The organism is Massilia sp. P1_C10 (assembly GCF_056406475.1).
Window position 1 is genome coordinate 612,352 of the sequence record NZ_JBFUAC010000001.1, and the last position, 14,741, is coordinate 627,092.

The window sequence follows — 14,741 nt, forward strand, 5'->3', positions numbered from 1 at the left end:
GAAGTCGGGCCTGCGCTGCGTATACTTTAAGCCCGAACCCGCCATTTTTGGAGGTTTATCATGACACGCAAATACATCGACTGCCGCGAGGTTCCCAGCGATTCGAAGTGCACGGTGACAATCGCCGCCGACACCGAAAAAGAGTTGATGGAAGTCGCGGTCCAGCACGCCGTCGCGGTGCACGGCCACCAGGACACGCCGGAATTCCGCCAGCAGCTGACCAAGGCGATCCACACCGGCGCGCCGCCGGCCTGATTCGTCAGAACACGCACATGCGGTCGGCTGCGGCGCGCAGTTCGGCGCGAAAGTCGGGATGCGCAATCGCGATCAGTTCCTTGGCGCGCTGCCGCGCCGACTTGCCACGCAGTTGGGCGACGCCGAATTCGGTCACCACGTAATTGACGTCGTTCTTGCTGGTCGTCGCGTGGGTGCCAGGCGTGAGCGTTGGAACGATGCGCGAAATGGCGCCGTCCTTGGCGGTCGAGGGCAGCACGATGAACGATTTTCCGCCGCGCGAGCGGTTCGCCGCGCGGACGAAATCGACCTGGCCGCCGGTGCCGGAGTAGGGAAGGTGAGCGATGCTTTCCGAGCCGCACTGGCCGAGCAGGTCGACCTGCAAGCTGGCGTTGATCGATACCAGGTTGTCGTTCAGGCCCGCATTGTAGGGATCGTTGGTGAAGTTCGACGGATGCATCTCGACCATCGGGTTCCGATGCATGAACTGGTACAGCCTGCGCGAGCCGAGTGCGAAAGTCGCCACCATTTTTCCCGGCAACAGCGTCTTCCTGCGGTTGGTCACGGCACCGCATTCGACCAGCGTCAGGATGCCGTCACCGATCATCTCGGTGTGGATGCCGAGGTCGCGCTTGGCCGTCAATTGCATCACCACGGCGTCCGGGATGCCGCCATAACCGATTTGCAGCGTGGCGCCGTCGTCGATCATGTCCGCCACGTACTTCCCGATCGCTTCCTGCACCGGGCCGATCGCCGGCAGTCCCACCTCCAGGATCGGTTCGTCGCTCTCGACGATCGCGTGCACCTGCGACACATGCACGTGGCACTGGCCGTGCGCGAACGGGACGTTCGGATTGACTTCCAGCACCACCGCTCGCGCCTTCGCAACGGCCGCCATCGTGTAGTCGGTGCCCAGGCTCAGGGAAAAGAATCCCTGTTCGTTCATGGTCGACGCCATCGCGAACACCACGTCGGCCGGCATCTGCCCGCGCTCGATCAGGAGGGGAATTTCCGAGAAATAGTTGGGGATGAAATCACACCATCCGGCCTGGCCGCCGGCGCGCGAGGCGCCGCCAAAAAACAGCGCGGCGTGGCGCACGTGCGGGGCCGTGTTGCGATCGAAATAGCCGAACTTGCGCATTGCGAGGATTTGCGCGACCTTGACGTCGCGGAAGCGGCGCCGCTGCTCCGACAGCGCGGTGAGCAGCGCGGGCGGCTCGCCGACGCCGGTGGGCACGATGATCATGTCGCCGTCGCACAGCAGGTCGAGCGCGTCGGCCGCGTCCCTGAGCTTGTCCTGGTACAGCTGGTGTGCCGTTTGCATTGCCGTCTCCCCCGTTGTCACCCAAATACTACCGCAGGAACAGCATCGCGCGATCTCTGTGAACTGCCGTGGAGCGGCGAGGTCTAACTCAGGAACCCACGAAGCTGAATGACAAAGGAGAGATCTCATGCAGCCCGAACCAGCCGGCCTACCGACACGTGAAGCAGGGCATGAGAATCAAGCGGAGGACGACGAAGCGGCGCAGCGTTCCTTCTGCGCCTTGCGGCCCACGCCGCGCCGGATATTCGCGCCAGGGGTGACCGCCGCGCGCATCGAAGCGATCAACCTGTTCTCCAATAAATGAGTCAACCACACGGTGCTTCACTATTACTTCTTCGACCGCGTCACCGATGGCGAGACGGTCATGTTCAACGATGGCACCAGCGGGTTCGTCAGCTGGGTCGGCGCGGAAGAGCAGCGGGCGGTCGTGCGGCGCGGCTTCGAGACCTGGGCCAACGAACAGATCGGGATCGAGTTCCGCGAGGTGGCCGTGCGCGAAGAGGCGGAAATTCGTATCGGCTTCATGCGCGGCGACGGCGCCTGGTCGTGGCTGGGACGGGAAATTCTCGACCACGGCCCGAACGAGCGCACCATGAATTTCGGCTGGAACCTCACCCGGCCCGGCGAGCTCGATACCGCGGTCCATGAGATCGGCCACACGCTCGGCTTTCCGCACGAACACCAGAATCCCAAGTCCGGCATCGAGTGGGACGAGGAGGCGGTCTACGCGGCGCTGGCCAGGCCGCCCAACGAGTGGGACCGGCAAAAGACCTTCTGGAACATCATCCGCAAGCTCGACCCCTCCGAAGTGGAGGGCACGACCTGGGACCCGGACTCGATCATGCATTACCCGTTTGAAAAAGGACTGATCAAGAAGCCGGAAATCTATTTTGCGAACGGCTTGCAGCCGCACGGCGGCCTTTCCCCCAAGGACAAAAGCTGGGTCAAATCGCTGTACCCGCCATCGGCCGGCTTGCAAGACGTCGAACTCAAGCCCGCCGAGTCTGTCCTGCTGAAGCTGTCGGCCGGCGAGCAACGCAACTTCGTCGTCATGCCGCAAGAGACGGCCTACCGCGAATTCAGCACCTTCGGCGCGTCCGACTCGGTCATGGTGCTGTTCGAGGAAGACAACGGACAGCTTCGCTACCGCACCGGGGACGACGACAGCGGCGAGGACACCAACGCCTACTTCCGTTTCAAGCTGGTCAAGGGACGCAAATACGTGCTGCGCATCCGCCTCTACTACAGCGACCGGCCCGGGCAGACCTCGGTCATGATGTGGTAAGCGGCACATGGGACGCGCGCGCCGCCTTCGGCGTTGGTGCTAAAGTTGAGCCTCGCTAAGAGGTGTGCCATGACTTGCTTGAAACCGGCGTCGATTGCCTTTCTGCTGGCTTGTTCGCTGGCGGCCGCCGGCGCGCGCGCGCAGCAGGCGCCAGTGCCGGATCCGCAGCCGCAGCCGTCCGAACAGGCCGCCGCCGTGGCCGCGCCCGCCGCGCCGGCGCCGTCGAAGCCGCGCAAGCCCCTCAAGCGCCGTTCGGTCCGGCAGGTGATCGAGCCGACCCCGCGCATCGGGGCCGAACCCTATCGCCCGATCCTCGAAGTCCGTCCACCCATCCCATTGCCGCAAACTATCCCCGGCCCGGTGCGCATGAACAGCTGCGACGGCGCCGGCTGCACCGACGTCAACGGCAACCGCTTCAACGGCGGTATCGGCACCACCCTGATCGGCCCGCAAGGCCAGCTGTGCAACAAGGGCCCGGTCACCGCCCAGTGCTTTTAGTCGCTGTCCGGCGCAAAGTTCGCTACAATCCTGCAGGTTGACGTTTACGTAAACGTTAAATCGAACATTCAGGGGAAATCCATGCAAATTCAGGACAATGTCTTCATCATCACCGGCGGTGCATCCGGTCTTGGCGCCGCGACCGCGCGCATGATCGTCGAAGCCGGCGGCAAGGTCGTGCTGGCCGACGTGCAGGTCGAAGCCGGCACCGCGCTGGCCGCCGAACTCAAGGGCCGTTTCGTCAAGTGCGACGTCACCTCCGAAGCCGATGGCATGGCGGTCGTCGCCGCGGCGCAGGAAATGGGCACCTTGCGAGGCCTGGTCAACTGCGCCGGCGTCGCGCCCGCGGTCAAGACCGTCGGCAAGGACGGCGCGCATCCGCTCGACGTGTTCCAGCGCACGGTGAACATCAACCTGGTCGGCACCTTCAACATGGCCCGCCTGGCCGCTGACGCAATGGGCAAGACGGAAGCCGGCGAGTCGGGCGAGCGCGGCATCATCATCAACACCGCGTCGGTCGCGGCCTACGACGGCCAGATCGGCCAGGCGGCCTACGGTTCGTCGAAAGCGGCGGTGGTCGGCCTGACCCTGCCGATGGCGCGCGACCTGGCGCGCAGCGGCATCCGCGTGATGACCATCGCTCCCGGCATCTTCGAAACGCCGATGCTGATGGGGATGCCCGAAGAAGTGCGCGATGCGCTGGGCAAGATGGTGCCGTTCCCGCCGCGCCTCGGCCGCCCGAACGAGTACGCCCACCTGGCGCGCGCGATCATCGAAAACACCATGCTCAATGGCGAAACGATCCGCCTCGACGGCGCGATCCGCATGCAGCCGAAGTAAACGTTTGCACAATTTGAGGTAGGATGCCAACAGCTGGGGTCAGGTCCGATGGATCTGGCCCCGATTTTTTACAGCCGCTGTTGGAGATTCGATGATCACATTGAGGACGCTGGCCCTTGCGGCCGCGCTGACGGGCGCTTTCGCCCACATGCCCGCGCGGGCGCAGACCACGCAGGACGCCCCGGAAGTTGCCACCGCCTGGCAGGACAAGGCCGGCTGGGCGGCGAAGAAATACATGGTGGCCGCGGCCAATCCGCTGGCGGTCGACGCCGGCTACCGCATGCTCAAAAAAGGCGGCAGCGCCATCGACGCGGCGATCGCGACCCAGATGGTGCTCACGCTGGTCGAACCGCAATCGTCCGGCATCGGCGGCGGCGCCTTCCTGATGTACTACGACGGCAAGAACGTGCAGGCCTTCGACGGCCGCGAGACCGCGCCTGCCGGCGCCGACGAACACCTGTTCCAGAATCCCGATGGCACGCCCTTGTCGCGCGTGGCCGGCGTGGTCGGCGGCCGCTCGGTCGGCGCCCCCGGCGTGCTGCGCATGCTCGAACTGGCGCACAAGCAGCATGGCAAGCTGCCCTGGAAGACGCTGTTCGAGCCGGCCATCGGCCTCGCGGAACATGGCTTCGCGGTCAGCCAGCGCCTGAATGGCCTGCTGATGTTCGACCAGCACATTCGCAAGGATCCGGTGGCCGCCATGTACTTCTACGACGCCGACATGAAGCCGCGCCCGATCGGCTACATCCTCAAGAATCCGGCGCTGGCCAAAACCATGCGCGAGATCGCGCAGGGCGGCGCGAACGCCTTCTACACCGGCCACATCGCGCGCGACATCGCGGCCAAGGTGGCGGGACATCCGACCAATCCGGGCAAGCTGACGGCCGCCGACATCGCCGGCTACCAGCCGAAGGTGCGCACGCCGGTGTGCAGCGACTACCGCGCGTGGACCGTGTGCGGCATGCCGCCGCCGTCGTCGGGCGGCATCGCCGTGGCGCAGATGCTCGGCATCCTGGAGACGCGCGACATGGCAAAGCTGGCTCCGGAGGCGGGCGGCGTGCCCGGCCCCGAGGCGCTGCACCTGTTCACCGAAGCAGGGCGCCTGGCCTATGCGGACCGCAACCGCTACGCCGCCGACACCGACTTCGTGCCGCTGCCTGGCCGCGGCGTGCCCGGCCTGATCGACAAGGACTACCTGGCCACGCGCGCCATGCTGATCGGCGAGAAGTCGATGGGCATGGCGCCGGCCGGCCGTCCGCCCGGCATGGACGTGGCGTGGGGCGCCGACACCGCGATCGACAATCCGTCGACCTCGCACCTGGTGGTGGTCGACAGCCACGGCGCCGGCCTGTCGATGACGACCACGGTGGAAGACCTGTTCGGCTCGCGCCAGATGGTCGACGGCTTCATCCTGAACAACCAGCTGACCGACTTCTCGTTCGACTCGGTCGACAAGGACGGCCCGATCGCCAACCGGGTCCAGGCCGGCAAGCGGCCGCGCAGCGCGATGTCGCCGACGATCGTGTTCGACAAGGGCTCGCGCAAGCTGGTGCTGGCGGTCGGCTCGCCCGGCGGTCCGGCGATCATCAACTACGTCGCCAAGGTGCTGGTGGGGACGCTGGACTGGAACCTCAACGTGCAGCAGGCGATCGCGCTGCCCAACTTCGGCAGCAAGAACGGCCCGACCGAACTGGAAGAGCGGCGCTTCCCGGCGGCGACGATCGATGCGCTCAAGGCGCGCGGGCACACGGTGCGCCTGACCGAGCAGAACTCCGGCCTGCACGGCATCCAGCGCCTGTCGATCCACGGCCAGGATTTCTGGTTCGGCGGCGCCGACCCGCGCCGCGAGGGCGTCGCCAGGGGCGACTGAGTTATGTGCTTGTCGTTCCTGCCTTTGCAGGAACGACGAACGAAAACATGCTCCCGCTTTTGTAACTTTTGCTAGCCTCGCAGCCCCTGTCCCTGCTAATCTTGCAGTATGGGAATACAAGAAAAAACCGGACTCATCCTGACCGGGGGAGGGGCGCGCGCCGCCTACCAGGTTGGCGTGCTCCAGGCGATTTCCCAACTGTTATGGGAACAAGGCTGGTCGCCGGCGCGCAATCCGTTCGACATCATCTGCGGCACCTCGGCCGGCGCGATCAACGCGACCGCGTTGGCCTGCCGCGCCGACAATTTCGGCGAGGGCGTGCAGACCCTGCTCGACGTCTGGGAAAACTTCACCGCCGAACAGGTCTACCGCACCGATTCGATCGGCATGCTGCGCTCGGGCGCGCGCTGGCTGTCGCTGCTGTCGTTCGGCTGGCTGCTGCGCAAATGGCGTGCCGCGCCGCCCAGTTCGCTGCTCGACAACACGCCGCTGGCGGGGCTGCTGCACCGGATGCTCGACCTGCCGCGCCTCGACGCCGCGCTGTCCGAAGGCCTGCTGCACGCGCTCGCCGTCACCGCCTCGTCGTACACGGTCGGCAACCATATCACCTTCTACCAGAGCGCGGTCGACGTGGCGCCGTGGGTACGCATGCAGCGCATCGCGCTGCAGGACCAGATCGGCGTCGAGCACCTGCTGGCGTCGTCGGCGATTCCCTTCATCTTCCCCGCGGTGCCCCTGTACCTGGGCGGACGCCAGGAATATTGCGGCGACGGCTCCATGCGCCAGCTCGCGCCGATTTCGCCGGCGATTCACCTGGGTGCGACCAAAGTGCTGGTGGTCGGCGCCGGCCGCATGAACGAGCCGGTGCGCAGCGCGCCGCAGTCGGCGCGCTATCCGAGCCTGGCGCAGATCGCCGGCCACGCGATGTCCTCGATCTTCCTCGACAGCCTGGCGGTCGATGTCGAGCGCCTGAACCGCATCAACGCCACCTTGTCGATGATGCCGCCCGAGCATCACGCCAGGACCACGCTCAAGCCGGTCGAACTGCTGGTGATCGCGCCGTCCGAGCGGCTCGACGACATCGCCTCGCGCCACGTCGCCAGCCTGCCCGGGCCGGTGCGCGCGCTGCTGTCCGGGATCGGCGCGACCGAGACGCGCGGCTCGGCGCTGGCGTCCTACCTGCTGTTCGAATCGAGCTACACGCGCGAGCTGATCGCGCTGGGCAAGAGCGACACCCACGCGCGCGCGGCCGACGTGCTGGCTTTTTTCGGGGATTAGCGTGACGCTCAACCCCTTCCGCGTGTTCGCCGCGCTGCTGCTGGCACTAAGCTTCATCTTCGCCGCCGGCGCGGGCGCCGCGCCCGCGCGCAGCCTGCGCTTCGAGCAGCTTTCGGTCGAACACGGCCTGGCGCAGGAGTCGATCCTGTCGATCGTCCAGGATGGCGACGGCTTCATGTGGTTCGGCAGCCAGTCGGGCCTGTCGCGCTTCGACGGCTATCGTGTGACGACCTGGCGCAATGAGGCCGGCAACCCGGCCACGCTGGCCAACAACTGGGTGAGGGTGCTGCACATCGACCGCGCCGGCCGGCTGTGGATCGGCACCGACGGAGGGCTCGACCGCTTCGATCCGGAGACCCAGACCTTCACCCATTACGAGCCCAAAGAGGCGGTCAGGCGCGGCAACGGCAACCGCCATATCCATGCGCTGCTGGACGACGGCAAGGATGGGCTGTGGGTGGCGACAGCGGACGGCCTGCAGCATTTCGACATGAACAGCGGCGCCTTCAAGGTGTGGCACCACGCCGCCGGCACGCCGCAAAGCCTGGCCGACGACCAGGTGAACGCGCTGGCGCTGGACGCCGGCGGCCGTCTGTGGATCGGCACCGCTTCGGGCCTCGACAGCATGGCGCCTGGCGCGACCGGCTTCGAGCACCATGCCATTGCAGGCGGCGGCGCCAAGATCAACACGGTCGGCGCGCTGCTGATCGACGCCAACCAGACGCTGTGGATCGGCAGCCTGGCCGGCCTTGAAATGTGGAAGCCGTCGGCGGGCGCCGCCGCGCGGCGCCTGCTCGGTCCCGACGAAGGCATCGCCCGCAGCCAGGTCACCGTGCTGTTCCAGGATGCCGACGCCACCATCTGGGCCGGTACCCACGACGACGGCCTGTATCGCTGGCTGCCGCAGCTGCGCCGCTTTGCCAACTACCGCAGCCAACCCGGCGATAGCCACAGCCTGGCCGACAACTACGTCTCATCGCTGTTCCGCGACCGTGTCGGCACGTTCTGGGTCGGCACCTGGTACGCCGGCGTGAGCCGGGTCGACCTGGGCTCGGGCGGCTTCACCCGCCTCGTCAAGCAGCCGGGCAACCACGGCTCGCTGTCGGACAACAAGGTGCGCGCAATCGTCGGCGACGGCGCCGGCAAGGTGTGGCTCGGCACCAACGACGGCATCGACCGCTACGATCCGGTCACTGCGACGACCGAGGTGTGGCGCCACGATCCGGCCAATCCGAACAGCCTGTCGGACACGCTGGTCAACGCGCTGGCGCTCGATCGCAACGGCGTGCTGTGGGCCGGCGGGCGCTCCGGCGTCACCAGCTTCGATCCGGCGAAGGGTCGCTTCACGCGCCAGCAGCTCGCCGCGGGCGACCCGGATGGCGAGACCGTGCGCGGCATGCTGGCCGACCGCGCCGGCATCCTGTGGATCTCGTCGCGCGGCGGTCTGCACCGGCTCGACCCGTCCACGCGCAAGGTGACGACCTTCCGCCATGACCCTGCCGATCCTTCCAGCCTGGCCGACAACGCCGCCCGCACCATCCTCGAAGACGGCCGCGGCCAGCTGTGGATCGGCACCTTCGATGGCCTCGACCTGCTCGACCGCGCCACCGGCAAGTTCACCCACTTCCGCCATGATCCGGCCGACCCCGCCAGCATCAACCACGACGAAGTACACTACCTGCTGGAAGACCATCGCGGCGACATCTGGGCGGGCACCGCGGGCGGCTTGAACAAGATGATTCAGCGCCGCGGCGGCATCGGGTTCAAGCGCTATTCTTCCGCCGACGGCCTGGCCGACGACGCGGTGGCGGCGATGCTGGAAGACGACGAGGGCAACATCTGGGTCAGCTCCACCACCGGCCTGTCGCGCCTCAATCCCCTCACCGACAAGTGGCGCACCTACAGTGCCGGCGACGGCACCATCGAGGGCGCATACTTCGACGGCTCGGCGTTCAAGTCGCGCGACGGCACGCTGTACTTCGGCGGCTTCAACGGCATCACCGCGTTCAACCCGCGCGCCATCAGCGACAATCTGATCGCGCCGCGCGCCGTGATCACCGGCTTCCAGGTCTTCAACAAGCCGGTACAGCAGGTCCATCCGGGCCTGCTGAAAGGGCCGATCGAGCACGCCGCGGAGATCACGCTCGATGCCGCCGATTCGGTGTTCTCGCTCGAATTCTCGGCGCTGCATTACGCCGCGCCGCAGCGCAACCGCTTCGCCTACCAGCTGGTCGGATTCGACGAGAACTGGGTCGCCACCGACGCCACCAAGCGATTCGCCACTTACACCAACCTCGATCCCGGCACCTACACGTTCAGGGTGAAGGCCGCCAACAAGGACGGCGTCTGGAGCCCGTCCGGCGCCACGCTGTCGATCGTGATCCGGCCGCCGTTCTGGAAGACCTGGTGGTTCCGCACGATGATGGGGATGGCCGTGCTGGGCAGCGCCTACGCGGCTTTCCGCTTCCGCATGCGCGGGCTGCGCCGGCAGAAGGACCTGCTCGAACAGCAGGTGCACGCGCGCACCGCGGAAATCGGCCTGCAGAACCGCCTGCTCGAGCGTCAGAAGCTCGAACTCGACGTGCGCCGCGTCGAAGCCGAATCGCAGCGCGCCGAAGCGGAGCAGCGCCGCCGCGACGCCGAGCGCCAGAAGGAAGAGGTCGAGCTGCAGAAGGAGAATGTCGAACTGGCCCACCGCAACATCTCGATCCTGTCCGAGATCGGCCGCGAGCTGACCGCCACGCTCGACATGGAAACCATCATGGGCACGGTGTACCGCCACGTTCAGCACCTGATGGACGCGCGCATCTTCGGCATCGGCATTTACCGCGAAGACCTCGGCGTGATCGAGTTCCCGTTTGCGATCGACCAGGGCTTGCGCTCGCCGCGCTATACGCGTCCGGTGGACCAGCCGAACCAGCTGGCCGTGTGGTGCCTGACGCACCGGCGCGAGGTGTTCATCAACGACATCGAGGCCGAATACGACAACTACATCGAACGGCGCGAGCCCGGACCGCTGGTCGGGATGCGGCGCATCGACGGCAGCGCCACCTCGGTCGCGATGTCGACGATGTACGTGCCGCTGATCGTCAAGGAGCGCGTGATGGGCGTGCTGTGCGTGCAGAGCATCGAGAAGAACGCGTACCGCCGCGTGCACCTCGACATGCTGGCCACGCTGGCCGCGCACGCGGCCGTCGCGCTCGACAATGCGCGCGCCTACCGCCAGCTCGAGGAGATGGAAAAGCGCGTGCGCCTGAACACCGACGAGCTGGCCCAGGCCAACCGCGCCTTGCAGGACAACGACGAGCGCCTGCGCCTGGCCAAGCAGCGCGCCGAGGACGCGACGCGCCAGAAGTCGGAATTTTTGGCCAACATGAGCCACGAGATGCGCACTCCGCTGGCGGGCGTGATCGGCATGCTCGGCTTCGCGCTGCGCGACGCCCGCCTGCACGACGGCACCCGCGAGCAAATCCTGCGCGGCCAGGCCAACGCCCAGGCGCTGCTGGCGATCATCAACGACCTGCTCGACTTCTCCAAGATCGAGGCCGGCAAGCTGACCATCGAGAACATCGACTTCGCGCTGGCGGCCACGCTGGAACACGTGGCCAGCCTGTTCGAAGAGCAGGCCGCGGCGCATAGCATCGGCTTCGACATCGAGCTGGCGCCCGATTTGCCGCGCTTCGTGGTCGGCGATCCGACCCGCCTGCGCCAGGTGCTGGTCAACCTGGTCGGCAACGCCTTCAAGTTCACCCAGCGTGGCAGCGTCAGCGTGAGGGTCGACGCGCTGGCGTCCGACCCGGCGCGGCCGCACGTCAATATGATACGGTTTTCGGTGCACGACACCGGAATCGGTATCGCATCGGACGCGCTGGAGCGGCTGTTCCAGAAATTCGAGCAGGCCGACAGCACCACCACCCGGCGCTACGGCGGCACCGGGCTGGGGCTGGCGATCTGCCGCCAGCTGGTCGAACTGATGGACGGGACCATCAGCGTGGTGAGCGAAGAAGGCAAGGGCAGCTGCTTCAGCTTCGTCGTGCCGCTGGCCGACGGCGTGCAGCCACCGGTGGTCGCGCCGGCGCCGCGCGCGCCGCACAGCCACCGCCTGCGCGTGCTGTGCGCCGAGGACTTTCCGACCAACCAGATCATCATCCGCATGATGCTGCAGGAGCTGGGCCACCAGGCCGACATCGTCGACAACGGCCAGCTGGCGCTGGCGGCCTGCGCGCGCACCCGCTACGACCTGATCCTGATGGACGGGCGCATGCCGGAGCTGGACGGCGCCAGCGCCACCCGCATCATCCGCGACGGCGGCCCGCCCGAGGCGCCGGTGCTGGACCGCGACCTGATGATCATCGCTCTCACCGCCAACGCCAGCGAGGAAGACCGCGCGCGCTACATTGGCAGCGGCATGGACGATTTCCTGTCCAAGCCGATCGACGAAGCGGCGCTGCACCAGCAATTGAGCCGCGCGATCGAGCGCCAGCTGGCGCGCGGCATCGCGCTGGCGCCGATGCCGGCGCCGCCGATCGGCGCGCCCGGCATCGCCGACCTCGACGCGATGTTCGGGGTGCTCACCGGGCCGACGCCGCTGGCGGTGGCGGTGGCGCAGAACGCCGGGCGCCGCACCACCGACCTGAAGGCGCGCCTGCGCAGCGCCTTCGCCGGCGACTTGCCGGGCAGGCGCGCGGAGCTGGAGCAGGCGCTGGCCCGCCAGGATCACGACACGGCGGCGCGCGTGCTGCACGGGCTCAAAGGCAGCGCCGCCTACCTCGATGCGACCGAGCTGCACCTGCTGTGCGGCGAGCTGGAACTGTCCGCCGACCAGCGCGAGTGGGGCGTGATCGGCGCCGCCATGCCGCGGCTGCGGCGTCTGCTGGACCGCTTCGAAGCTGGCGCTGCCTGAGCGCGCGGGCCGATATAATCGACGCGAATAAAGGGAGATGCGATGAAAGTGCTGGTGGTTGACGACGACGTGGTCTCGCGCATGGTGCTGATGCACCTGGTCGATAGCTGCGGCGCCTACGAGATTTTCGAAGCCGAGGACGGGGCCGACGCCTGGCGCCAGCTGCGGGAAGGGCTGCGGCCGTCGATCTGCTTCTGTGACCTGCGCATGCCCAACCTGGACGGCATGGCGCTGCTGGCGCGCGTGAAGGAAGACCCCGCGCTCGACGGCATGCGCTTCGTGCTCGCTTCATCGGCCAACGACCACGCGACGATGGCGCAGGCCAGCAGCCTTGGCGCCGGCGGCTACATCGTCAAGCCGTTCGAGCAGGACCTGGTGCTGGCGCAGCTGGCCGGGTTGCGGCCGCAGATGGACGACGCCGCCGAAAGTCCGCTCGCCACCATGCAGCGCCTCGGGATCGACGGCGCGCGGCTGCTTGCCTACCTCGGGGGCTTCGAGAGCCAGCTGGCCGCGGCGGCGCACGAACTGGCCGCGGTGGAGGAGGGCGATGCGCGGTCGCGGATCGAAAAGCTGCACGCCGGTTGCGTGACCCTGGGGCTCGATGGCGCGGCGGGGCGACTGCACGCGCTGGCGCAGGGCGAGATCGGCGCGCGCGCCATCCAGGCCGCCTTGGGCGCAGCGCTGGAATCGGTGGGCCGGCAGTCGGACCGTGTGCGCAAACTGCAGACCTGACCCCGCCTTTGTCGCCGCCGCGTGATCCACTCTTGCGCCAGGTCTGGCTAAGCCCAGAATATGCTTGATGTTGTGATTGTTTAGAATTAAAGTATCCGCCAGCAAGCCAGTCTGACCGATACTTCAATCAAGGCGACCATGACAAGCGTGATCCCCGCAGCACTGAGCCCTTCCGCCCACCAGGACGATTTCGCGCGCGCGCACCTGCCGCCGCCCGACCAGTGGCCGGAATTCCGATTCGACCTCCCCTCTTTGCAATACCCGACGCGCCTGAACTGCGTCGCCGAACTGCTCGACGCCGCCGTCGCGCGCGGCCGCGGCGAGCGCATCGCGGTCTACGGCGCCGCCGAAACCCTGACTTACGCCCAGCTCACGGCGCGGGTCGACCGCATCGCCCATGTGCTGCGGCGCGACCTCGGCCTGGTGCCCGGCAACCGCGTGCTGCTGCGCGGCGCGAACAACCCCACCATGGCCGCCAGCATCCTGGCCGTGATCAAGTGCGGCTGCATCGCGGTGCCGACCATGCCGCTGCTGCGCGCGCGCGAACTGGGCAAGATCATCGACAAGGCGCAAGTGGACGCGGTGCTGTGCGCCTCCGGCCTGCGCGCCGAACTCGATGGCCTCGAGCGCCTGCCGCCCGCCATCATCTTCGACGCGCCGGCCGACCCGGATGCGCTCGAATCGCGCATGGCGCGCCACGACGATCCATTTACGCCGTGCGCCACCGCCGCCGACGACGTCTGCCTGATCAGCTTCACTTCGGGCACCACCGGCATCCCGAAAGGGACCATGCACTTCCACCGCGACGTGCTGGCGATCTGCGACTGCTTCCCGCCGCACACGCTCGGCTCGCGCGAGGACGACATCTTCATCGGCACGCCGCCGCTGGCGTTCACCTTCGGCCTGGGCGGGCTGCTGCTGTTCCCGCTGCGCGTCGGCGCGGCCGGCGTGCTGCTTGAGAAGCTGACGCCGGAGTCGCTGCTGGCCGCGATCGAACGGTACCGCGCCACGGTCTGCTTCACCGCGCCGACCTTCTACCGCCAGATGGCGCCTCTGGCGCACAAGTACCAGCTGGCCAGCCTGCGCCACACCGTATCGGCCGGCGAAGCGCTGCCGCTGGCCACGCGCGACGCCTGGCGCGAAGCGACCGGCCTGGAAATGGTCGACGGCATCGGCGCGACAGAACTGCTGCACATCTTCATCTCCGCATCCGGCGCCGACGTGCGGCCTGGGGCGACCGGCAAGCCGGTGCCGGGGTACCAGGCCTGCATCCTCGACGACGAGGGCAAGCAGGTGGGGCCGGGCGTGATCGGGCGCCTGGCGGTAAAGGGCCCGACCGGCTGCCGCTACCTGGCCGACGAGCGCCAGCGCGACTACGTGGTCGACGGCTGGAACCTGACCGGCGACGCCTACGAGATGGACGCGGACGGCTACTTCTTCTATCGTTCGCGCACCGACGACATGATCATCTCGGCCGGCTACAACATCGCCGGCGTCGAGGTGGAAGAGGCGCTGCTGCGCCACCCGGCGGTGGCCGAATGCGGCGTCATCGGCCGGCCCGACGAGGAGCGCGGCCAGGTGGTCGAAGCGTTCGTGGTGCTCAAGCCGGGCTTCGAGCCGTCGGCCGAAACGGCGGGCGCGCTGCAGGATTTCGTCAAGCAGTCGATCGCGCCGTACAAGTATCCGCGTTCGGTGCGCTTCCTCGACAAGCTGCCGCGCACCGAGACCGGCAAGCTGCAGCGCTTCAAGCTTCGCAGCGGCGATGCCGCCTGAGGAA

Annotated in this window: 11 protein-coding genes; 10 read left to right on the forward strand and 1 reads right to left on the reverse strand. The window is 67.5% G+C overall.

The genetic code is table 11. From position 1 onward, the window contains the following. The first annotated feature begins 60 nt into the window (after positions 1-60). Complete coding sequence (locus tag AC1D02_RS02920; protein WP_477313512.1) at positions 61-255, forward strand: DUF1059 domain-containing protein; 195 nt, start codon at positions 61-63, stop codon at positions 253-255. Between the two features lie 4 nt (positions 256-259). On the opposite strand, the gene AC1D02_RS02925 is transcribed toward AC1D02_RS02920, so the two are convergent. Continuing rightward, positions 260-1,558 carry an acetyl-CoA hydrolase/transferase family protein gene (locus AC1D02_RS02925; RefSeq protein WP_477313514.1) on the reverse strand — a complete coding sequence of 433 codons (1,299 nt, stop codon included), beginning with the start codon at positions 1,556-1,558 and terminating at the stop codon, positions 260-262. A gap of 127 nt (positions 1,559-1,685) precedes the next feature. Between AC1D02_RS02925 and AC1D02_RS02930 the strand changes: the two genes are divergently transcribed. The 9 genes from AC1D02_RS02930 to AC1D02_RS02970 all read left to right on the forward strand — a co-directional run bounded on the left by AC1D02_RS02930 (position 1,686) and on the right by AC1D02_RS02970 (position 14,737). Continuing rightward, the gene (locus tag AC1D02_RS02930; protein ID WP_477313516.1) at positions 1,686-1,862 is read left to right on the forward strand and encodes a hypothetical protein; all 177 of its coding nucleotides are present in this window, start codon (positions 1,686-1,688) and stop codon (positions 1,860-1,862) included. A gap of 12 nt (positions 1,863-1,874) precedes the next feature. Continuing rightward, entirely contained in the window at positions 1,875-2,843 is a 969-nt protein-coding gene (locus AC1D02_RS02935; RefSeq protein WP_477313518.1) for a M12 family metallopeptidase, read from the forward strand. Positions 2,844-2,912: 69 nt separating this feature from the next. Beyond that, a complete protein-coding gene (locus tag AC1D02_RS02940) occupies positions 2,913-3,341 on the forward strand; it encodes a hypothetical protein (protein ID WP_477313520.1) in 429 nt (142 codons plus the stop codon). Between the two features lie 81 nt (positions 3,342-3,422). Then, positions 3,423-4,181 carry a 3-hydroxyacyl-CoA dehydrogenase gene (locus AC1D02_RS02945; RefSeq protein ID WP_477313522.1) on the forward strand — a complete coding sequence of 253 codons (759 nt, stop codon included), beginning with the start codon at positions 3,423-3,425 and terminating at the stop codon, positions 4,179-4,181. Positions 4,182-4,272: 91 nt separating this feature from the next. Then, positions 4,273-6,051, forward strand: a complete 1,779-nt coding sequence (gene ggt / locus AC1D02_RS02950) for a gamma-glutamyltransferase (protein WP_477313524.1) — start codon at positions 4,273-4,275, stop codon at positions 6,049-6,051. Between the two features lie 108 nt (positions 6,052-6,159). Continuing rightward, positions 6,160-7,329, forward strand: a complete 1,170-nt coding sequence (locus tag AC1D02_RS02955) for a patatin-like phospholipase family protein (protein WP_477313526.1) — start codon at positions 6,160-6,162, stop codon at positions 7,327-7,329. A 1-nt stretch (position 7,330) separates the two neighbouring features. Next, on the forward strand, positions 7,331-12,232 hold the full coding sequence (locus AC1D02_RS02960) for a two-component regulator propeller domain-containing protein (RefSeq protein WP_477313528.1): 4,902 nt from the start codon (positions 7,331-7,333) through the stop codon (positions 12,230-12,232). Between the two features lie 42 nt (positions 12,233-12,274). After that, entirely contained in the window at positions 12,275-12,964 is a 690-nt protein-coding gene (locus tag AC1D02_RS02965; protein ID WP_477313530.1) for a response regulator, read from the forward strand. 138 nt (positions 12,965-13,102) lie between these two features. After that, positions 13,103-14,737 (forward strand): benzoate-CoA ligase family protein, encoded by a 1,635-nt coding sequence (locus tag AC1D02_RS02970; RefSeq protein ID WP_477313532.1) that lies wholly within the window; start codon positions 13,103-13,105, stop codon positions 14,735-14,737. The last annotated feature ends 4 nt before the right edge of the window (positions 14,738-14,741 follow it).